The following is a 20296-nucleotide window of genomic DNA, read 5'->3' as shown; positions in this document are numbered from 1 at the left end:
GATTCCAGCAGGTGGATCCCCGAGCACTCGCCCGAGCCTTGGACCGCACCGTCGCATCACACAGTGTCGTGGCGCCGGCGCCCTATGAGGAGCAGCAGTTTTGCGCGAGTTCAGCCTTCCGGCTTTGTACGAGGTCCCTGCGGACGGCAACCTGACCGACATCGTCCGCAGAAACGCCGCGCAGCACCCCGACGTCGCGGTCGTCGCCCGCAAGGTGGACGGCGCCTGGCAGGACGTCACGGCCCGGGAGTTCCTGGCCGAGGTGCACACCGCGGCCAAGGGCCTCGTCGCCGCCGGGGTGCAGCCGGGCGACCGGGTCGGCCTGATGTCGCGCACGCGCTACGAGTGGACGCTGCTGGACTTCGCGATCTGGAGCGCGGGCGCGGTGACCGTGCCGGTGTACGAGACCAGCTCGCCCGAGCAGGTCGGGTGGATCCTGTCGGACTCGGGCGCGACCGCCTGCGTCGTGGAACTGGACGCCCACGCGGCCGCGGTGGACGCGGTGCGCGAGTCGCTGCCCGCCCTCAAGCACGTGTGGCAGATCGAGGCCGGCGGCATGGAGGAACTGGGCCGGCTCGGGCAGGACGTGGCCGACGCGACCGTGGAGGAGCGCGGCTCGCTCGCCCGGGCGGACGACCCGGCGACCATCGTGTACACGAGCGGGACGACCGGCCGCCCCAAGGGCTGCGTGCTGACCCACCGCAGCTTCTTCGCCGAGTGCGGCAACATCGTCGAGCGGCTGCGCCCGCTGTTCCGCACGGGCGAGTGCTCCGTCCTGCTCTTCCTGCCACTCGCGCACGTCTTCGGCCGCCTCGTGCAGATCGCACCGATGATGGCGCCGATCAAGCTGGGCTGCGTCCCGGACATCAAGCACCTCACCGACGAGCTCGCCGCCTTCCGGCCGACGCTGGTCCTCGGCGTCCCGCGCGTCTTCGAGAAGGTCTACAACGCGGCCCGGGCCAAGGCGCAGGCGGACGGCAAGGGCGCGGTCTTCGACAGGGCGGCGGACACCGCGATCGCCTACAGCAAGGCGCTGGACACCCCGTCGGGCCCGTCGCTGGGCCTGCGGATCAAGCACCGGGTCTTCGACCGGCTGGTCTACGGCAAGCTGCGCGCGGTGCTCGGCGGGCGGGGCGAGTACGCCATCTCCGGCGGCGCCCCGCTGGGCGAGCGGCTGGGCCACTTCTTCCGGGGCATCGGCTTCACGGTGCTGGAGGGCTACGGTCTGACCGAGTCCTGTGCGGCGACCGCGTTCAACCCCTGGGACCGGCAGAAGATCGGCACGGTCGGCCAGCCGCTGCCCGGCTCGGTGATCCGGATAGCGGACGACGGCGAGGTGCTGCTGCACGGCGAGCACCTGTTCAAGGAGTACTGGAACAACCCGGCCGCGACCGCCGAGGCGCTGGCCGACGGCTGGTTCCACACCGGTGACCTCGGCACCCTGGACGAGGACGGCTACCTCCGGATCACCGGCCGCAAGAAGGAGATCATCGTCACCGCCGGCGGCAAGAACGTGGCCCCGGCGGTCATCGAGGACCGGATCCGGGCGCACGCGCTGGTCGCCGAGTGCATGGTGGTGGGCGACGGGCGGCCGTTCGTGGGCGCGCTGGTGACCCTGGACGACGAGTTCCTGGGCCGCTGGGCCGCCGAGCACGGCAAGCCGGCGGGCTCCACCGCGGCGTCGCTGCGCGAGGACCCGGACCTGTGCGCGGCGATCCAGGCGGCCGTGGACGACGGCAACGCCGCGGTGTCGAAGGCGGAGTCGGTGCGCAAGTTCCGCGTCCTGTCCGACCAGTTCACGGAGGAGTCGGGCCACCTCACCCCGTCGCTGAAGCTCAAGCGGAACGTGGTGGCGAAGGACTACGCGGACGAGATCGAGGCGCTCTACGCGAAGTAGCCGCCCGCCCGCGTGACGGAGCGCCCGGGCGCGGGCCCCGGCCGGGCGCGGACCGGTGCCGCGCCGCCGCGGTGCGGGCTCACAGCAGTGCCGTCAGCTTCTGGGCGAGGAGGTCCCAGCGCCACTTCTCCTCGACCCAGCGCCGTCCCCGCTCGCCCATGCGGCGCCGCAGCTCCGGGTCCCGGAGGAGGACGACGATGCGGTCGGCGGCCTCCTCGGCACGGCCGCCGCGCACGACCCAGCCGGTCTCGCCGTCCAGGACCGCGTCGGGCGCGCCGCCCGAGTCGCCGGCGACGACGGGCAGGCCGGTGGCGGAGGCCTCCAGGTAGACGATCCCGAGGCCCTCGACGTCCAGGCCGCCGCGCCGGGTGCGGCACGGCATGGCGAAGACGTCGCCGGCGCCGTAGTGCGCGGGCAGCTCGGACCAGGGCACGGCACCGGTGAAGCGCACGGAGGCCTCGACCCCGGTCTCCCGGGCCAGGCGGCGCAGGTCCCGCTCGTAGGGGCCGCCGCCGACGACGAGCAGGACCGTGTCCGGTTCGGCGGCGAGGACGCGGGGCAGAGCCCGGATGAGCGTGTCCTGGCCCTTGCGCGGCACCAGCCGGGAGACGCAGACCACGACCGGCCGCCCGGTGAGCCCGAGCCGGGCGCGCACCTCGTCGCCGCCGGAGTCCGGGTGGAAGGTCTTCTCGTCGACACCGGGCGGCAGCTGCACCATCCGGCGGGCCGCCTCGGGGGTCAGGGCGGCGGCGATCCGGGAGCGGGTGTACTCGCCGAGGTAGGTGAGGGTGTCCGTGGACTCCCCGACGCGGCGCAGCAGCCCGCGGGCGGCGGGCAGCTGGGCCCAGCCGGCCTCGTGCCCGTGGGTGGTGGCCACCAGCCGCTCGGCGCCCGCCCTGCGGAGCGCGGGCGCCATCAGGCCGAGCGGCGCGGCCGCGCCGAACCACACCGAGGTGCAGCCGTGCTCGCGCAGCAGCCCGGCGGCCCGCCGGGTCGCCGCGGGGGTGGGCAGCAGCATCGTCGTGCGGTCGCGGACGACGGTGAAGGGCTGCTCGGCGTCGAAGGCGGCCGTGGCCCCGGCACCCTCCCGGCCGCGCTTCCAGGTGGAGGCGTAGACGACGACCCGGCCGGGGTCCAGCCGGAGCGCCATGTTGTGCAGGAAGGCCTGGATGCCGCCCGGCCGGGGCGGGAAGTCGTTGGTGACGATCAGGGTCTTGTGCATCACCGCCGACCCTACCGAACGGGGTCCGGGCCGTCCGGCGGGGCCGGGCCCGTGGCGGGCGCACGGCCGGGCAGGACATCATGGGGGTCTCGACGCGGGAATCGAACGGCAGGGGGACCAGGTGGAGACGACGGGCGCCGGGCGCCGGGCGGCGTGGCTGCCGGCCACCTGGGCCGTCACCCGGCTGGTGCTGCTGCTGTTCGTGTTCCGGGTGTACGTCTTCCCCGGCCCGGACGTCACCACGGACGTGTCGGTGACCTACCGGGGCTGGTACGAGGTGCTGCGCACGGGGACGTTCCCGCTGGACGACGTGACCTGGCAGTACCCGCCCGGCGCCGCGCTCGCGGTCCTCTCCCCCGCCGCCCTGCCCTTCCTGGGGTACGCGCACGCCTTCTACGTCCTGGCGTTCCTCGCCGACCTGGCCGTGCTGGTCCTGCTCGGGTGGTACACGGGCCGGCGTGCGGACCGGTCCCCGCGCGGTGCCTGGGTGTGGGTGGCGGGCGTGCCGCTGCTCGGCCCGACGGTGTACGCCCGCTACGACATGATGGTGACCGCGGTGGCCGTGGCGGCGCTGCTCGCGGGGGCCCAGCACCCGCGGGCGATGGGCGCGCTGGCGGCCCTGGGGGCGCTGCTGAAGGTGTGGCCGGCGCTGCTGCTGGTGGGTGCCGTCCGGCGCCGGGCGTGGGCGTCGGCCGCGGTGACCGCGGCCGGGCTCGCGGCACTGTTCGCGGTGTCCATGCCCGGTGCCTTCGCCTTCCTCGCCTTCCAGCGGGAGCGGGGCACCGAGGTGGAGTCACTGGGCGCCCTGGTCTTCCACGCGGCCCGGCACTTCGGCTGGCGGGGGCAGGTGCTGCTGAACTACGGGTCGATCGAGTTCCTCGGCCCGTACGTCGGCCTGGTCAGCACCGCCGCGCTGGCGCTGACCGGGGCCGCGTTCGGCTGGCTGCTCCTGTGGCGGCTGCGGGCGACCCGGTTCACGCCGCCCGCCCCGGCCGAGGCGGCCTTCACGGCGGTGCTGCTGTTCACGGTCACCAGCCGGGTCATCAGCCCGCAGTACCTGGTCTGGCTGGTCGGCCTGGCCGCCGTCTGCCTGTGCTTCCGCGCCACCCGCATGACCGCGCCCGCCGTGCTGGTGGTGCTGGCGTCCTTCGTCACTGTCCTGGAGTTCCCGCTCGGCTTCGCCCACGTGGTGGCCAGCGACGGGTACGGCGTGACGCTGCTGCTCGTGCGCAACGGGCTGCTCGTCGCCGCCGCGCTCCTGGCGGCCCGCGCCCTGTGGCGCTCCACCGTCCCCCGGCCGCCCGCCCCCTTCCCGCCGCGGCCGGCCCGCACCGGGCGGTCCCCGGTCCCCTGAGGCGCCCGGTCAGCCGAGCCGGGCGCGGAGGTAGGCGCGCCACCGCGCGGTGAACTCCCGCGGAGTGGTGCCGAGCACCTCGTGCAGCGCCTCCCGGACCGCGCCCGCCCGCTGCGCGTGGGCGCCGACGGCCCGGTAGAAGGCGCCGAGGCGGGCCCCGCCCCACCGGTCGGCGATCATCCGGCAGGCCAGCCAGCCGCCCTCGTAGGCCCGGGCGAGCCGGGCCGGGTCGCCGGTGAAGCCGAAGTCGCCGTCGGCCGGCAGTTCCGCCGGCACCCGGCCGTCCCGGACCGCGCGGGCCAGTTCCGGCGCGACCGCGGCGGGCGCGCGGCCGGTGGCGAGGTAGCCGGTCCAGTCGGCGTAGCCCTCGGAGAGCCACAGCGGGGTGGCGGCGGTGGTGTGCGCGCGGGTGGCCACGTGGGCCGTCTCGTGGGTGAGCACGACCTGCTTGCCGACGTCGCCGAGGAGCGCGTACGCCTCCGGGTTGACGACCACCCGGTCCGCGGGCGCCCGGCCGGCGCCGCCCGCCTCGCCGGTGGTGACCGCGGCGATGCCGCGGTAGTCGGAGGCCGGCGAGCCCAGCAGGCGCGCCATGCCGTCCAGGGACGGCGGGACGAGGACGACGACCCGGCGCGCCCAGTCGGTGCCCCACGCGCCGGAGACGGCCGGGACCGCGCGGTCGGCGAGCCGGCCGAACCCGCGCAGTTCGCCGGGGCCGCGCCCGGTCCCGAGGACGATGCTGTGGGCCCCGCGCACGACGGTCACCGCGCCCTGGTCCCACAACTGCTGCCCCGCCCCCTTCGCGGGCGCGTCGGCGGTGACGTACCACCCGCCGTCGGCCGAGCGGCTCAGGGTGAGGGTGCGGCGGACGCCGACCGGGGCCGTGTCGTAGCCGGCGACGCGGTAGCGCAGGTCCGCGTCGGCGGTGGCGCCGGAGCCGTCGCGGTGCACGGAGGTGACCCGGTAGGCCCAGGCCGCCAGCGGCAGCGCGCGCAGCCGGACGTAGGCGGCGCGGGTGCCGGTCGCGCCGTACGCCGCCGCGTCGTGCCGGAGCAGGGCGGCCGCCCGCCGGTCGAGGACCCGTTGCACCTGGGCCTTCGCCGGGTCCGCCGCCGTGGGCCCGCCGCACCCGGACAGGGGCGGTACGAGCAGCAGGCAGAGGCCCGCCACCGCGGTGCGCCGTCCGCCCCGCGTCCGTCGCGCCCGCCGGTGATCAGTCACCCGCCGATCGTACGGCGTGCGGCGGGTCAGGGCCGGGTGACGGAGGAGACGGGCATCATGCCGACCGGGTCGTAGCGCACCGGGGCCCCCGGGTGGGGGGCGTGGATGACCTGGCCGTTGCCGACGTACATCGCCACGTGGCCGGCGTCGGAGCGGTAGACGACCAGGTCGCCCGGGCGCGCCTGGGACAGCGGGACGCGCCGGCCGGCGTACCGCTGCTCCTGCGAGGTGCGCGGCAGGTGGATGCCGGCGTGCCCGTACGACCACTGCATCAGGCCCGAGCAGTCGAAGCCGGAGGGACCGTTGGCGCCCCACACGTAGGGGCGGCCGAGGGCGGAGCGGGCGGCGGCCACCGCGGCCGCGGCGCGGGCGTCGGGGACGGCGGCCCAGGCCGGACCGGGCAGGCCGGTGCGGCCGGAGCGGGAGGCCCGGCCGTAGGCGGCGCGCTCGGCGGCCGGCAGGGAGCCGAGCAGCAGCCGGGCCCGGGCGAGCTTGCCCTCCACGGCCCGCTTGTGCGCGGCGACCGCCCTGCGGCTGCGCTCCAGTTCGGCGAGCTTGCCGCCGGCCTCGGCGCGCTCCTGGGCGAGTTCGCGCATCACCGACCGCAGCTGCCGCAGCTGTCCGGTCTGCCGGGCGCCGATGCGGTCGAGGGTGGCGGCCCTGTCGAGGTAGTCGTCCGGGTCGTCGGAGAAGAGCAGGGCGACGGCCGGGTCGACGCCGCCGGCGCGGTACTGGGCACCGGCCTGCGCGCCGAGCCGCTCGCGCAGGGCGTTGACGCGCTGCTGCTGCCGGGCGATCCGGTCCTGCGCGTCCCGGATCTCCCGGCGCAGCACCCCGGCCCGCTCGCCGGCCCGGTCGTAGGCCTCGGTGGCCTTCTCGGCCTGTGCGTACAGGCGGTCCACCTCCGCCCGGGTGTCGTCGTGCGGTGCCGCGTGCGCCGGTACGGCGCCGAGCGCGGCGACGGCGGCCGACACCAGGCACAGGGAGGCGGCGCCCCGGTCGAGTCCGGGCGGTGCAAGGCGGCGGTGAAGCCCCACGGCGGTCCTTCTGCTGACGGACGGGTACCGCTCCCCCGGCGCCGGGGACGGGGGAACCCCCGCGCCGGGGAAACGCGGCAGACAGTAGCCGTGCGGAAGGGCCGCGGCCAAAGGCCTCCGGTGGCCGCGCACCGCGGCGCCCCGCCGCTGACGCAGGTCACCGGCGGGGCGCGGAGTCAGTTCCGGTCGCCGGGATTCGCCCGTTCGGGCGCTCCGGTGACCGTGTTCCGGCGGGATCGGAGCGGTCCGCCGGGGGCCGGGGTCAGACCCGGACGCCGAACTGGAACGGCATGTTGCCGATCGCCTCGTAGCGCACGACCGCACCGGTGTGCGGGGCGTGCAGCACCTGGCCGTTGCCGGCGTACAGGCCGACGTGGTGCAGGTCGCCGTAGAAGAACACGAGGTCGCCGACCTGGAGCTGGCTCAGCGAGAGGTGGGCGCCGATGGTGGCCTGCGCCTCGGAGGTGCGCGGGATGGCGACGCCGGCCTGGGCGTAGGCCCAGGAGGTCAGGCCCGAGCAGTCGAAGGAGGACGGGCCGGAGGCGCCGTACACGTACGGCGAGCCCATCACGCTCTGGGCGGCGGCGAAGGCGGCGGCGGCCCGGCCGGAGGCGGAGCTGTCGTTGCCCAGGTCGACGCGCTCGGTGGAGGAGCGGCTGGCCCGTGACTGCTCGGCGGCGAGCGCGGCCTTCTCCTTGGCGGTCAGGGTGTTGAGGAGCTTCTGCGCCTCGGCGAGCTTGCCCTGGACCTCCTTCTTCTTCTTGCCCAGCTCGGTGCGGGTGGAAGCGAGGTCCTGGAGCTTCTCGGTGGCCTCGGCCCGCTCCTGGGCCAGTTCGCGCTGCTTGTCCTGGATCTTCTTCAGCGCCTCGACCTGCTGTCCGCTCAACTGGTCGAGCGTGGAGGCCTTGTCGAGGTAGTCGTCCGGGTCGGAGGACAGGAAGAGCTGGACCGAGGGGTCGATGCCGCCGGAGCGGTACTGGGCGGTGGCCAGCGAACCCAGGCCGTCACGCAGCTTGTTGAGGTCCTGCTGGCCCCGGGCGACGTTGTCCTGGATGGTGGAGATCTCCTTCTGGAGCTTCTCCTGCTTCTCCTTGGCACCGTTGTACTTCTCGGTGGCCTGCTCGGCCTGTTCGTAGAGCTTGTCGACCTTCGCCTTCACCTCGTCCTTGTTCAGCTTCTCGCTGGGAGCGGCGTTGGCGGCGTTCGCGCTCAGCGCGACGGCAGCGGCGGCTGCGGTGGTCAGCACGGTCACACGCGTGCGGCTCGGCTGCTTGGGTCGACGGTGGGACGCCACGGAGGATGAACTCCTTCTTATGAGTGATCACCCGTTCGGAGGTTCGAGCCCTGACCCTAGTGACCTGGCTGTGATCAGTTCAAATCCTGACGCCAAAAAAGACGGTCACTCCATGCATTCTTTGCACTCAATACACGTGCGGTGATGCTCAATTGACACTACGTTGCGCAACAACACGGCCAATTGGGGCATTACGCCTGCCCGCAGGACCTTCAGGACAGTCGCTTCAGAAGCACCGCAGAGGCGACCGGTCGGGCACCGGCCCGGGCGACCCCGTCGGCCACCTCCCGGTCGGTGGAGGCGACGATGACCGGACGGCCGGGCGGCTCCGCGCGCACGAGCTGGCGGATCAGCTCGTCGGCCGTGACCCCCGGCTTGGAGAACAGCACCCGCACCCCGCGCGGCGGCGCGAGCAGCACCGGGGCGACCAGCTCGGCGCCGTCGAAGACGCACGTGACCTCGGCGCCGGTCTGCGCGGCGAGCGCCGAGAGCTGCCCGAGCAGCCTGAGCCGCTGCTTCTCCAGCGGCATCTGCGGATAACCGGTCTTGGTGACGTTGTAGCCGTCGACGACCAGGTGTGCCTGCGGCAGCGCGAGCAGCTGGTCCAGGATCGCGGGGTCGTGCTCGGACAGGGCGCGGGCCGCGATGTCCTTCGGGGTCATCCGGCCCGGTTCGACCGCGTCCACGGTCTCCGCGGGGCGCACGGACACCGGCGGCAGGGCCAGCTCACGCCGCAGCCCCTGGGTGGCGTCCAGCAGGGTGTCGAGCAGCAGCCGCACCCGCATGTCCTCGACGCTGCGCCCCTCGCGGGCCGCCCGACGGGTCGACTCCAGCGCCGCCTCGGCCTCGGCGAGGCGGGCCTTGAGCCGCCGGGACTCGCTCTCGGCGGCCGACACCTGCGCCTGCCCCTCCGCGCGCACGGCCTCCATCTCGCCCTGCACCTTGCGCAGGGCGGCCTCCCCGCGCTTGACGTCGCTGTGCGCGGCCCGGAGCTTGCGGTGCAGCGACTCCGCCTCCCGCTTGGCGGACTCCAGCTCGACGCGCAGCCGTTCGGTCTCCGAGCGGGTCTGCTCGCGGGCGCGGGCCAGCTCCTCGCGCAGCCGCTCCACCTCGGCCCGGCTCTCCTCCTCGGCCCGCTCGGCGTCCGCGCGCTGGGCCTCCTCGCCGGCCGCGGTGACCAGCTTCACCCAGCCCGCGGGGCGCAGCACGTAGGCCGCGGCCGCCACGTCGAGCGGGTCCGCGGCCGGGGTCGGGGAGCCGGAGTCGAGGGCGCCGGCGAGTTCCGGCTGCGCCTCTCTGAGCCGGTCCCCGATCCGCTGCCGGAACAGCGGGTCGGTCTCCAGCGCGGCCGCCATCGCGTTCCCGGCGAACTTGGCCCGCCGGTTCGCCGCGAACCGCGCGTACTGCCTGAGCTGGGCGGGCAGTTCCGCCACGGTCAGCCGGCCGAAGCCGTCCGAGACGATCTGCACGACCCGCCGGCGCACACCGTCGGGCAGCGGACGGTCAAGCACCTCGGCGGCGCCGTCGCCCGGCTCCCCGCCTGCGGTCTCCGCCATCCGTCACACCCCAATGCCGAGAAGATGCCTCCGCCGGGCCGCTCCGCTCAGGAGCCGGCGCCCGGCCTGTCCACGAGTTCCACCTGGTCCACCGCGTTGCACCAGCGGCAGCGCACCGATTCGATGGTCTCACTGACCACCTCGCGCTCCTCGACCACCGGCTCACCGGCGAGATCGAGGTGGACGTACTCGACGACCCTCGACGAGCGGGTCACGTCGAAACGGGTGAGGTTGCCGCAGAGGGTGCAGCGCCACCGTGTCGTGGCGGTCGGCAGGGGAACCGTCATCGTGACTGTCCGCTTCCTTCTCGGGTCGGTGCGCGCCGCTCCCCGGCGCGTGTGGCTCGTAACCCTACGGCCTGGGGGGTCCCCGCCGCCCGTCCGTTCACGGCGGCGAGGCGGTCTGTGACGATGCGTCCGGTTACGTCATGCTCTGTAGTCATGACCGGGAACTGGAGCACGTCGGCCGGCCGGACCCCCAGGGCGCTGCGCGGCACCTCGGCACCGATGACCTACCTCCTCATGGGCCTGTGCTGCCTGGTCTTCGCCCTGGGCCCGGCCTCGGGGCTCACCACGGCGTACGGCTCCGGGGACGCGCTGTTCGCCGCCCGGCGCGCGTACTTCCGGCGCTGGGGGGTCGTCCCGGCCGACCTCTTCGCCGTGCCGGCCCAGGAGGCCCTCACCCCGGTCACGGCCCTGTTCGTGCACGGCGGCTGGGTGCACCTGCTCGGCAACATGCTCTTCCTCCTGGTCTTCGGGGCCATGACCGAGGAGCGGATGGGCCGGGCGGAGTTCACCCTGTTCTACGTCGGCTGCGGCTACCTCGCCCTGCTGGGCTACGCGGTCGCCAACGCCGCCTCCGGGCAGTCGCTGGTGGGTGCCTCGGGAGCGGTCTCGGCGGTCCTCGGCGCCTTCCTCTACCTTTTCCCCCGCGCCCGGGTGACCAGTCTCCTGCCCTTCCTGTTCTTCCTGCCGGTGCGGTTCCCCGCGTGGGTGGTGCTGCCCTTCTGGGCGGCCCTGCAGTGGCTGGCGGCGGGCCGGGCCACCGGGGGACCGGGGGTGGCCTACCTCGCCCACCTGGTCGGCTTCGGGCTCGGCTTCGGGTACGCGTGGGTCCGATTCCGTACGACTACAGTGAAAGACGCCCCTGCTCCGGCCCCCGAGGGAGAGACACAGCCGTGATCACCGCGATCGTTCTGATCAAGACCAGCGTGGACCGGATTCCGGAGATCGCCGAGCGGATCGCCTCGCTGGAGTCGGTGAGCGAGGTCTTCTCCGTCACGGGAACCTACGACCTGATCGCGATGGTGCGGGTGCGGCGGCACGAGGACCTGGCCGAGGTCATCCCGGGGCGGATCAGCAAGATCCCCGGGGTGGAGGGCACGGACACGCACGTCGCGTTCCGGACGTACTCCCAGCACGACCTGGAGGCGGCCTTCGCGATCGGGCTGGACTCGTGAGGGCCGCCTGAGCGGGCGCGGGTCAGACCACGGGCACGCAGCGGCCGTCCTCCGTGCGGTACCGCCACTTGGCGCCCCCGGACACCAGTTCCCCGACCGCCGCGAGGAAGCGGGTGACGTGCTCGTCGGGGGTGCCCGCGCCGAAGCTGACGCGGACGGCGTCGAGGGACTCCTCGCCGGGTGCGGCCCCGGAGGCGCCGCACTCGCCCCGCGTCCCGGGGGCGCCGCCCAGCAGGACGCGCACGAGCGGGTGGGCGCAGAAGAGGCCGTCGCGCACCCCGATGCCGTACTCGGCGGACAGGGCGGCGGCGAAGTGGGAGCTGTTCCAGCCCTCGACCACGAAGGAGAGCACGCCGACGCGCGGGGCGTCGTCGCCGAAGAGGGACAGCACCCGCACCCCGGGCACCTCGGCGAGGCCCGCGCGGACCGTGCGGAGGAGGTGCTGTTCGCGGGCCACGAGCGCGTCGAAGCCGGCCTCGGTGAGGGCCTTGCAGGCCGAGGCGATGGAGTGGGCGCCGATCACGTTCGGGGAGCCGGCCTCATGACGGGCGGCGCCGTCGTGCCACTCCACGTCCACCCCCCCGTCCGCGCGCCGGGTGACCCTGCGGCTGGCGCCGCCGCCGGCCAGGTACGGCCCGGCCGCGCGCAGCCAGTCGGCGCGGCCGGCCAGCACGCCGGAGCCGAAGGGGGCGTACAGCTTGTGACCGGAGAAGGCGACCCAGTCGACGTCCAGCTCGCGGACGCCGACCGGGTGGTGCGGGGCCAGCTGGGCGGCGTCGAGGACGATGCGGGCGCCGTGGGCGTGCGCGGCGGCGGCCAGCTCGCGGACCGGCCACAGTTCGCCGGTGACGTTGGAGGCGCCGGTGACGCAGACCAGGGCCGGGCCGTGGGCGTCGCGGCCGGCCAGCGCCCGCTCCAGGGTCCGCACGGCCTGCCCGGGGCTGCGCGGGGCGTCGAGGCAGGTCACCTTCGCGTCCCGCCAGGGCAGCAGGGCGGCGTGGTGCTCGGTCTCGAAGACGAAGACCTCGCAGCCGGCCGGCAGGGCGTGGGCCAGCAGGTTCAGGGAGTCCGTGGTGGACCGGGTGAAGACCACCTGGTCGTCCTCCCGGCAGTCGAGGAACGCGGCGACCGTGCGGCGGGCGTCCTCGAACAGCTCGGTGGACAGCTGGGAGAGGTGACCGGCGCCGCGGTGCACGCTGCCGTAGTAGGGGGCGTAGGCGGCCACGTCGTCCCAGACGCGCTGGAGGGCGGGGGCGCTGGCGGCGTAGTCGAGCGCGGCGTAGGTGACCTCGCCGCCGGTGACGAGCGGGACGGTGACGTCCCGGCCCAGGACGGGCAGCGGGGCGCGGAGGGACTGGCCGGCGGCGGTGGCGGTGGCGACAGGCATGGGTGGACTCCCGTGAGGCTGGGTGCGTCGCCGCGCGGGCGGACGGGGCTCCGGCGCGGGACGGAAGAGGGAAAGGCGTACGCGGAGGCGGGGCTCTGCGGCCCTAGCGCATTCGCTTGCTCACGGAAGGCTCCCTCGAACGACCAGGACCCCTGGCCCCACGCCCGTGCACCGCGTGTGAGGGGTCCGCGCTTGTCACGGACGGTGTTGTCCGCGACCTGGTCTTCACCCGGGGCACCCCGCCACGGACGGAGGGTTGCCGGACAGTCGGCCGGGGCCGCATGACTGTCACTCATGACCTGATCGAAAAGCTAACCGGGACGGTCCACGGGGTGCAACTCCTGTCCGGATACCGGGACACGCGCAGGGGCACGCGGGGCACGCGGGGTCCGGCACCGCCGGGCGGGCGGCGTCCGGCGGCGGGCCCGGCGGTGCCGGACCGCGCCGTCGCCCGCGCCGGTCAGCGGTTGCTGGCCACCACCCAGCGCTCCAGCGTCCGCTTCGCCGCGCCCGAGTCGATCGACTCCGCCGCCTTCGCCATGCCCGCCCGGATCTGCTCGGCCAGCGGGGCGTCCGTGGGCCGCAGCGCCACGAGCGCGGCGGCCGAGTTCAACAGCACGGCGTCGCGCACCGGGCCCTCCTCGCCGTCCAGCAGGCGCCGCGCCACCTCGGCGTTGTAGGCGGCGTCGGCGCCCCGCAGGGCCTCCACCGGGACCAGGTCCAGGCCGACGTCGCGCGGGTCGAAGCCCTCCTCGGTGACCCTGCCGTCCCGCACCACCCACACCCGGGAGGTGGCGGTGGTGGTCAGCTCGTCCAGGCCGTCGTCGCCCCGGAAGACCAGGGAGGAGTGGCCGCGCTCGGCGAAGACGCCCGCCACGATCGGCGCCTCGTGCGCGACGGCGACCCCGACCGCCTGCGCCTTCACCCTGGCCGGATTGGTCAGCGGGCCGAGCAGGTTGAACACCGTCCGGATGCCCAGCTGGCCGCGGGCGGCGCCCACGTGGCGCAGCGCGGGGTGGAACCTCACGGCGAAGCAGAAGGTGATGCCGGCCTCCTCGGCGACCCGCACCACCTGCTGCGGGGTCAGGTCGAGGTTGACGCCCAGCCTGCTCAGCACGTCGGACGCGCCGGAGGCGGAGGAGGCGGCCCGGTTGCCGTGCTTGACGACCTTCGCGCCCGTGCCGGCGACGACGATCGACGACATGGTGGAGATGTTGACCGTCCTCGCGCCGTCGCCGCCCGTGCCGACGATGTCGACGGTGGCGCCCGGCACCTCGATCACGTTCGCGTGCTCGTACATCGTGCGCACGAGCCCGTTGATCTCCTCGACGGTGGCGCCCTTGGCCCGCAGCGCCACCGCGAAGGCGGCGATCTGGGCGTCGGTCGCCTCGCCGCCCATGATCCTGTCCATGGCCCACGCCGTGTCGTCGGCGGTGAGGTCGTCGCCGGCCAGCAGGCCGTTCAGCAGGGCGGGCCAGGAACGGCCCGCCGCGGTGTCGCCTCCAGCGGGGGTCACAGCGCTCATCAGCCGCTCCTGGGTCGGTGTCCCGCAGTGCGGGACGTGCGTCTCGAACAGATCCACCCTATCCAGCCCGGGACGCGGCGAAAGGCCCCCGTCCGTACCCCGGACGGGGGCCCTTCGGCCGTGGCGTGGCGACGCGCGGATCAGTGGTGGCCGTGGCCGCTCGTGATCTCCTTGTACTCCTCGACGGTCGGCTTCTGGATCTGGCTCTCCTCGCCGTAGTACGCGTTGCTGAGCTTGACGCGCAGCTTCTCCGAGGCCTTCACCTTGCGCTCGACGCCGTTCCCGTCGGCCGACGGGCCGATCTCGGCCGGCCGGTACTGCTCGTGCGCGGTGAGGGTGTACAGGTGCTCCTGGCTGAGCGGCTCGTGCACCTCGATGAACTCACCGTGCGGCAGGCGCTTGATGACGCCCGTCTCACGGCCGTGCAGCACCTTGTCGCGGTCCCGGCGCTGCAGGCCGAGGCAGATCCGCTTGGTGGCGATGAACGTGATGACCGGTCCGACGAAGAACGCGATGCGGACGAACCAGGTGACCGCGTTGATCGACAGGTGGAAGTGCGTGGCGATGATGTCGTTGCCGCCGCCGATCAGCATGATCATGTACCCGGCGACCCACGCGGCGCCGAAGGCGGTGCGGGTCGGGGCGTTGCGCGGCCGGTCCAGGATGTGGTGCTCGCGCTTGTCGCCGGTGACCCAGGACTCGATGAACGGGTACAGCGCGATCGCCGCGAGGAACAGCCCGAACAGGACCAGCGGGACGAACACGCCCAGGACCAGCGTGTGGCCCCAGAACTTGATCTCCCAGCCCGGCATGGCGCGGACCAGGCCCTCGGCGAAGCCCATGTACCAGTCGGGCTGGGCGCCCGTGGAGACCTGGTCGGGACGGTAGGGGCCCATCGCCCAGATCGGGTTGATGGAGGCGATGCCGGCGATGAACGCGATGAAGCCGAAGACCAGGAAGAAGAAGCCTCCCGCCTTGGCCATGTAGACCGGCAGCAGCGGCATGCCGACGACGTTCTCGTTGGTCCGTCCGGGACCCGCGAACTGCGTGTGCTTGTGGTAGAAGACCAGGATCAGGTGGGCGACCACCAGACCGAGCATGATGCCCGGCAGCAGCAGGATGTGGATCGAGTAGAACCGGGCCACGAAGTCGTGGCCGGGGAACTCGCCGCCGAACAGGAACATCGAGATGTACGTGCCGACGATCGGCACGGACAGGATCGCGCCCTGGGTGAAGCGGACACCGGTGCCCGAGAGCAGGTCGTCCGGGAGCGAGTAGCCGGTGAAGCCGGTGAACATGCCCAGGACGAACAGCAGGAAGCCGAACAGCCAGTTGATCTCACGCGGCTTGCGGAAGGCGCCGGTGAAGAAGACGCGCATCATGTGCACGAACATGCCGGCGAGGAAGACGACCGCCGCCCAGTGGTGGATCTGCCGGATGAGCAGACCGCCGCGCACGTCGAAGGAGATGTGCATCGTGGAGCTGAACGCCTCGGACATCAGCTGTCCCTGCAGCGGGACGTAGCTGCCGTGGTACTCCACCTCGTTCATCGACGGGTGGAAGAACAGCGTCAGGTACACACCCGTGAGGATGATGATCAGGAAGCTGTAGAGGCAGACCTCACCGAGCATGAAGGACCAGTGGTCCGGGAAGATCTTGCGCATGTTGGCCTTGGCCAGGGAATAGATCCCGAGCCGGCCGTCCGCCCAGTCGGCGACGCGCTCGCCGGCCGGTGCCTTCCCGCGGGAGCGGGACTGTTGGTTCGGTGCAGTACTCATCCGCGCTCCCAGAATGCAGGACCGACAGGCTCGTCGAAGTCGCCGAGCGCCTGGAGGTAACCCTCGTCGTTCACGCCGATGCGGAGCTGCGGCAGGGGGTGACCGGCGGGGCCGAAGATCACTCGGGCACCGTCGGAGAGGTCGAAGGTGGACTGGTGGCACGGGCACAGCACGTGGTGCGTCTGCTGCTCGTACAGCGAGATCGGGCAGCCGACGTGGGTGCAGATCTTCGAGAACGCGACGATGCCCTCGTGCGACCAGTCGTACTCGCGCTTGTCCTTGATGTCCTCCGGCTGCAGCCGGATGATCATCAGGGCCGCCTTGGCGATCTCGTCCTGGAACTCCTCGCTGCGCTCCTCCAGGCCCTCGGGCTTGGCGAAGGTGAGCGAACCGACCTGCACGTCCTCGGCGCGCAGCGGCTGGTTGGTGTTCATGTTGACGAGGAGCTTGCCCTTCGCCCACGCCGTGTGGCGGAGCTTGTTGTGGGGCAGCGGGCCGAGGTCGCGCAGCAGCATGACACCCGAGAGCGGCACCAGGGTGAGCGCGCCGAGCATCGTGTTGCGGATCAGCTTGCGGCGGCCGAGCGCCGACTCCTTGGCTCCCTGGCGGAAGTCCTCGTGGACCTTGGCACGCGTCTCGGGGGGGGCCTCGATCGGGTGGCGGTCGTCGGCGATCTCCGCGTCGGACATCAGGGTGCGGGCCCAGTGGACCGCGCCCGCGCCGATGCAGAACAGGGCCGCGCCCAGCGTCAGGCCGAGCGCGAAGTTCAGCGCGCTGATGTGCCCGAGCGGGAACACGAAGATCGACTTGTTGTGCGGGATGGCCACGTAGGAGGCGATGAAGCCGATGGTGGCCAGCATCGACACCGTGAACAGCAGGGCGACCACGCGCTCGGACCGCTTGGCGGCCCGCTCGTCGATGTCCTGGATCCGGTGCTCGTGCGGCGGCAGCCCGGGGTCGGCGAACGGGTTCTCCTCGTCCGCGACGCCCACCGCGCCCTGCGCGTGGTCCCGCTCGGCGGGCAGGTTCTCGTCTGGAATGTCTTGGCTTTTCATGACTTCTTGGCCTTTGCGGTCCGGGCGGCGACCCACACGGCGACGGCGATCAGCCCGCCGAGACCGAAGATCCAGCCGAACAGACCCTCGCTGACCGGCCCGAGGCCGCCCAGCTCGGTGCCGCCCGGGCTCTCCGTCTCATCGCCGTTGACCGCGTTCAGGTACGCGATGATGTCCTTCTTGTTCTTCTCCGACAGCGTGGTGTCGGGGAAGGACGGCATGTTCTGCGGGCCGGTCTGCATGGCCTCGTAGATGTGCTTGGGGGAAGTGCCCTCGATGCTCGGGGCGTACTTGCCCTTGGTGAGGGCACCGCCCTTGCCGGTGAAGTTGTGGCACTGCGCGCAGTTGGTGCGGAACAGCTCGCCGCCCCTGGCGATGTCGGCGCCTTCCGGCCCGTACTGCTGCTTGGTGGGCACGCTCGGGCCGGCGCCCAGGGAGGCGATGTACGCGGCCAGCTGGTCGATCTGGGCCTGCGTGTACAAGACCTTCTTGGCCGGCACCTGGGCCATCTGGGAGGTGGGGGCCGGCATGCGGCCGGTGCCCACCTGGAAGTCGACCGAGGCGGCGCCGACGCCGACCAGGCTCGGGCCGTCGGAGGAGCCCTGGCCACCGGTGCCGTGGCAGCTGGCGCAGCCGACCACGTAGAGCTTCCGGCCCTCCTTGATGGTCAGGGACTGGGAGGTTTCATCGGCCTGTGCCTTGCTCGCGGGCGCGAACGCGGCGTACAGCCCCCCGGTGGCCGCCAGCGCGAGGAGTAGGACGACGACCGCCGCCAGCGGATGGCGTCGTCGTACGGAGAGCTTTTTCACGGATTACCCCGGTGTCAGGATCTTCTGCGTCGGTGCTTCTGGATGTGCGGGAGCGGTCCCGGCTACTTGATCAGGTAGATCGTGGCGAAGAGGCCGATCCAGACGACATCGACGAAGTGCCAGTAGTAGGACACGACGATGGCGGCGGTCGCCTGCTCGTGCGTGAACCTCTTCGCCGCGTAGGTGCGGCCGAGGACCAGCAGGAAGGCGATGAGGCCGCCCGTCACGTGCAGGCCGTGGAAGCCGGTGGTCAGGTAGAACACCGAGCCGTACGGGTCGGAGGACAGTGAGATGCCGTCCTTCTTCACCAGTTCCGTGTACTCGTAGATCTGCCCGCCGATGAAGATCGCACCCATGATGAAGGTGAGGATGAACCAGCCGCGGAGCTTCTTCACGTCGCCCCGCTCGGCCGCGAACACGCCGAGCTGGCAGGTGAGCGAGGAGAGCACCAGGATCGTGGTGTTCGTCGCGGAGAAGGGCACGTTGAGCGCGTGCGCCATCTCCTTCCAGTGGGCCGGTCCGGTCACCGACCGGAGGGTGAAGTACATCGCGAAGAGGGCCGCGAAGAACATCAGCTCGGAACTCAGCCAGATGATGGTTCCGACGCTGGTGAGGTTCGGCCGGTTGACCGACGGGTGCGCGTGCCCGGTTTCTACTGTCGTTGCTGTCGCCACGACGGACATTATGTCGCTCGCTTATCCAGCCCTCACTCCGGGGGGTGCCGTTCGGAGTGTTGCTGCCCGCCGAACCGATGCTGACGTGGTGTTCGTGGGAGTAGCATCCGCCCAGACGGCCCTGCCCGTACGACACCGACGTCACGGAGGAACAATGCAGCCGACCGCCACGGTGCTGGTCTACAGCGACGACTCCACCACCCGGGAACAGGTGCGGCTGGCCTCCGGCCGGCGGCCCGCTCCGGACGTCCCGCTGGTCGAGTTCGTGGAGTGCGCGACTCCCGAGGCGGTGGTCCGGGAGCTGGACGAGGGCGGCATCGACGTCTGCGTGCTGGACGGCGAGGCCGTGCCCATGGGGGGCATGGGGCTCTGCCGGCAGATCAAGGACGAGGTGTTCGGCTGCCCGCCCGTGCTGCTGCTGATGGGTCGGCCGCAGGACGCCTGGCTGGCGACGTGGAGCCGCGCCGACTCGGCGGTGACCTCGCCGGTGGACCCGGTGGAGTTCGCCGCGGCGCTGGCTTCGCTGCTGCGCCGCGAGCGGCTGCTGGGCGTCTGACCCGGCGGGGCGCGGGGGCCGTGCGCGGCACGGGCCGGGCGGCGGCCGGCCGCGCACGGCCCCCGCGCCCCTTCCGGGCGGTCACACCGTCGTCGGCCGGAGGCGGACCGCGTCCTGGGACGCCGGGGCGTCCTCGCCGGTGTCCGTCAGGGCACTGCCCGTGCGCCACTTGGCCCAGTCGACGTTCCAGTCGCCGAAACCGTTGCCGAAGGGTTCCATGGCGGCGCCCTGGGAGTTGACGACCTGGACGACGTCGCCCTCGTGGACGGTGTCGAAGAACCACTTGGCGTTGGACGTGCTCATGCCCGTGCAGCCGTGGCTGACGTTCGCGTAGCCCTGGGAGCCCACCGACCAGGGGGCGGCGTGCACGTATTCGCCGGACCACGTCACCCGGGTGGCGTAGAAGACGGGCAGGTCGTAGGAGTCGGAGCTGCCCTCGGCGATGCCGACCGTGGTGCTGCGCATGCGTACGAAGTACTGCTTGGCGAGCACGACCTTGACGCCGTTGCGGGTGGCGAAGCCCGGCTTGCCGGTGGTGATGGGGATCTGGTTGATCTGCGCGTCGTTGCGGTAGACCGTCATCCGGTGCGTCGCGGCGTCCGCGACGGCGACGAGCTTGTCCCCCGTGGTGATCGTCAGCGGCCTGGCGTTGCTGCCCCAGAGGTGGTCGCCGATCTTGATGCCGTCCAGGCTGCTGTGCGCCCGGACGGTGGCGTGGACGGGCCAGTACTCCCTGGGCCGGTAGTGGAGCTCCTTGTCGCTCACCCAGTACCAGGAGCCCTGCACGGCCGGCGAGGAGTCCACCCGCAGGCCGCGCTCCACGACGGCCCGCTGGGCCTTGTCCTTGATCTCGTGGTCCAGCTCGGCCACGATGGGCTGCCCCACGCCGTACTCGCCGGCGTCCGGCCCGAACGTGACGTTCAGCCGCGTCTTGCCCTTCGCCCGGGTGGTGTCGAAGGTGAGGACCCTGCGGCCGGGGGCGCCGTCCTGGTCCTCAGTGCTGACCCGGACCGTGTAGTGGGCGTTGGCGGCCAGCGGGGAGGTGGTGTGCCACCGGCTGCCGTCGGCGGCGAGCTCACCCGCCACGAAGCGCCCCGTGGAGTCCTGGGCGGTCACGTCCGTGATCCGGCCGTCACCGCTCTTGACGGCGACCTCCAGGGGCTTGTCCGGGTCGGCCTGCTCCCCCGCACCGGTGGGGCCGCTGAAGGAGATCTCGTCCGCCGCGTCGTACGGCCTGGCCGACAGGGGGTTGCCGTCCGAACCGCAGGCGGTGGCGCCCGCGCCGAGAGCGGTCACCAGCAGGATGCAGCTGACGACGGTGCGGGTCCGCGGAGTGTGATTCATACGATCACGCTATGAGGTGCGGACCCTACCGGCACGGTAGGTAACTCGTACGAGGGACAGACACCGCGGCGAACGCAGGAGCCCGGACCCCCTTGCGGAGTGTCCGGGCTCCCGGTGCGCTCGGTGTG

18 protein-coding genes and 1 riboswitch are annotated in these 20296 nt (G+C 72.8%); of the genes, 5 read left to right on the top strand and 13 right to left on the bottom strand.

Going from position 1 to position 20296, the window contains the following annotated elements:
* Positions 1-100: 100 nt before the first annotated feature.
* Entirely contained in the window at positions 101-1897 is a 1797-nt protein-coding gene (locus QQY24_RS22680; protein ID WP_301974543.1) for a long-chain fatty acid--CoA ligase, read from the top strand.
* Between the two features lie 79 nt (positions 1898-1976).
* Here the strand turns inward: QQY24_RS22680 and QQY24_RS22675 are convergent, their stop codons facing one another.
* Complete coding sequence (locus QQY24_RS22675) at positions 1977-3119, bottom strand: glycosyltransferase family 4 protein (protein ID WP_301974542.1); 1143 nt, start codon at positions 3117-3119, stop codon at positions 1977-1979.
* 121 nt (positions 3120-3240) lie between these two features.
* Between QQY24_RS22675 and QQY24_RS22670 the strand changes: the two genes are divergently transcribed.
* Positions 3241-4473, top strand: coding sequence for a glycosyltransferase 87 family protein (locus tag QQY24_RS22670; protein WP_301974541.1), 1233 nt, complete (start codon positions 3241-3243; stop codon positions 4471-4473).
* Positions 4474-4482: 9 nt separating this feature from the next.
* Here QQY24_RS22670 and QQY24_RS22665 read toward each other — a convergent pair whose 3' ends face one another.
* The 5 genes from QQY24_RS22665 to QQY24_RS22645 all read right to left on the bottom strand — a co-directional run bounded on the left by QQY24_RS22665 (position 4483) and on the right by QQY24_RS22645 (position 9868).
* Positions 4483-5643: a hypothetical protein gene (locus QQY24_RS22665; RefSeq protein ID WP_301976329.1), complete on the bottom strand. Its 1161-nt coding sequence runs from the start codon at positions 5641-5643 to the stop codon at positions 4483-4485.
* A 77-nt stretch (positions 5644-5720) separates the two neighbouring features.
* Positions 5721-6731: an NlpC/P60 family protein gene (locus QQY24_RS22660; RefSeq protein WP_301974540.1), complete on the bottom strand. Its 1011-nt coding sequence runs from the start codon at positions 6729-6731 to the stop codon at positions 5721-5723.
* A gap of 262 nt (positions 6732-6993) precedes the next feature.
* Complete coding sequence (locus tag QQY24_RS22655; protein WP_301974539.1) at positions 6994-8025, bottom strand: NlpC/P60 family protein; 1032 nt, start codon at positions 8023-8025, stop codon at positions 6994-6996.
* 212 nt (positions 8026-8237) lie between these two features.
* Positions 8238-9581 (bottom strand): NYN domain-containing protein, encoded by a 1344-nt coding sequence (locus QQY24_RS22650; protein WP_301974538.1) that lies wholly within the window; start codon positions 9579-9581, stop codon positions 8238-8240.
* Positions 9582-9628: 47 nt separating this feature from the next.
* Entirely contained in the window at positions 9629-9868 is a 240-nt protein-coding gene (locus QQY24_RS22645) for a hypothetical protein (RefSeq protein ID WP_301974537.1), read from the bottom strand.
* A 153-nt stretch (positions 9869-10021) separates the two neighbouring features.
* Between QQY24_RS22645 and QQY24_RS22640 the strand changes: the two genes are divergently transcribed.
* Entirely contained in the window at positions 10022-10762 is a 741-nt protein-coding gene (locus QQY24_RS22640; protein ID WP_301974536.1) for a rhomboid family intramembrane serine protease, read from the top strand.
* Positions 10759-11040 (top strand): Lrp/AsnC family transcriptional regulator, encoded by a 282-nt coding sequence (locus QQY24_RS22635; RefSeq protein ID WP_301974535.1) that lies wholly within the window; start codon positions 10759-10761, stop codon positions 11038-11040. The genes QQY24_RS22640 and QQY24_RS22635 overlap by 4 nt, the downstream gene beginning before the upstream one ends.
* Before the next feature lie 22 nt (positions 11041-11062).
* On the opposite strand, the gene QQY24_RS22630 is transcribed toward QQY24_RS22635, so the two are convergent.
* The 6 genes from QQY24_RS22630 to QQY24_RS22605 form a co-directional block, all read right to left on the bottom strand.
* Positions 11063-12427, bottom strand: a complete 1365-nt coding sequence (locus QQY24_RS22630) for an aminotransferase class V-fold PLP-dependent enzyme (RefSeq protein ID WP_301974534.1) — start codon at positions 12425-12427, stop codon at positions 11063-11065.
* 183 nt (positions 12428-12610) lie between these two features.
* Positions 12611-12727, bottom strand: a riboswitch (SAM riboswitch).
* A 160-nt stretch (positions 12728-12887) separates the two neighbouring features.
* Entirely contained in the window at positions 12888-13952 is a 1065-nt protein-coding gene (trpD, locus tag QQY24_RS22625) for an anthranilate phosphoribosyltransferase (protein ID WP_301974533.1), read from the bottom strand.
* Positions 13953-14092: 140 nt separating this feature from the next.
* A complete protein-coding gene (locus tag QQY24_RS22620; RefSeq protein WP_301974532.1) occupies positions 14093-15730 on the bottom strand; it encodes a cytochrome bc complex cytochrome b subunit in 1638 nt (545 codons plus the stop codon).
* The gene (locus QQY24_RS22615) at positions 15727-16785 is read right to left on the bottom strand and encodes a ubiquinol-cytochrome c reductase iron-sulfur subunit (protein ID WP_301974531.1); all 1059 of its coding nucleotides are present in this window, start codon (positions 16783-16785) and stop codon (positions 15727-15729) included. The genes QQY24_RS22620 and QQY24_RS22615 overlap by 4 nt, the downstream gene beginning before the upstream one ends.
* Positions 16782-17594 carry a c-type cytochrome gene (locus QQY24_RS22610; protein ID WP_301974530.1) on the bottom strand — a complete coding sequence of 271 codons (813 nt, stop codon included), beginning with the start codon at positions 17592-17594 and terminating at the stop codon, positions 16782-16784. The genes QQY24_RS22615 and QQY24_RS22610 overlap by 4 nt, the downstream gene beginning before the upstream one ends.
* Before the next feature lie 62 nt (positions 17595-17656).
* Positions 17657-18277: a heme-copper oxidase subunit III gene (locus QQY24_RS22605; RefSeq protein WP_301974529.1), complete on the bottom strand. Its 621-nt coding sequence runs from the start codon at positions 18275-18277 to the stop codon at positions 17657-17659.
* Positions 18278-18422: 145 nt separating this feature from the next.
* Between QQY24_RS22605 and QQY24_RS22600 the strand changes: the two genes are divergently transcribed.
* Entirely contained in the window at positions 18423-18824 is a 402-nt protein-coding gene (locus QQY24_RS22600) for a hypothetical protein (RefSeq protein WP_301974528.1), read from the top strand.
* An 81-nt stretch (positions 18825-18905) separates the two neighbouring features.
* Here QQY24_RS22600 and QQY24_RS22595 read toward each other — a convergent pair whose 3' ends face one another.
* Positions 18906-20168: an Ig-like domain-containing protein gene (locus QQY24_RS22595; protein WP_301974527.1), complete on the bottom strand. Its 1263-nt coding sequence runs from the start codon at positions 20166-20168 to the stop codon at positions 18906-18908.
* Positions 20169-20296 lie beyond the last annotated feature (128 nt).

The organism is Streptomyces sp. TG1A-8, from assembly GCF_030499535.1.
Lineage (GTDB): Bacteria > Actinomycetota > Actinomycetes > Streptomycetales > Streptomycetaceae > Streptomyces.
Note: the sequence above shows the minus strand (reverse complement) of the source record. Positions and strands in the feature narration are given on the sequence as shown.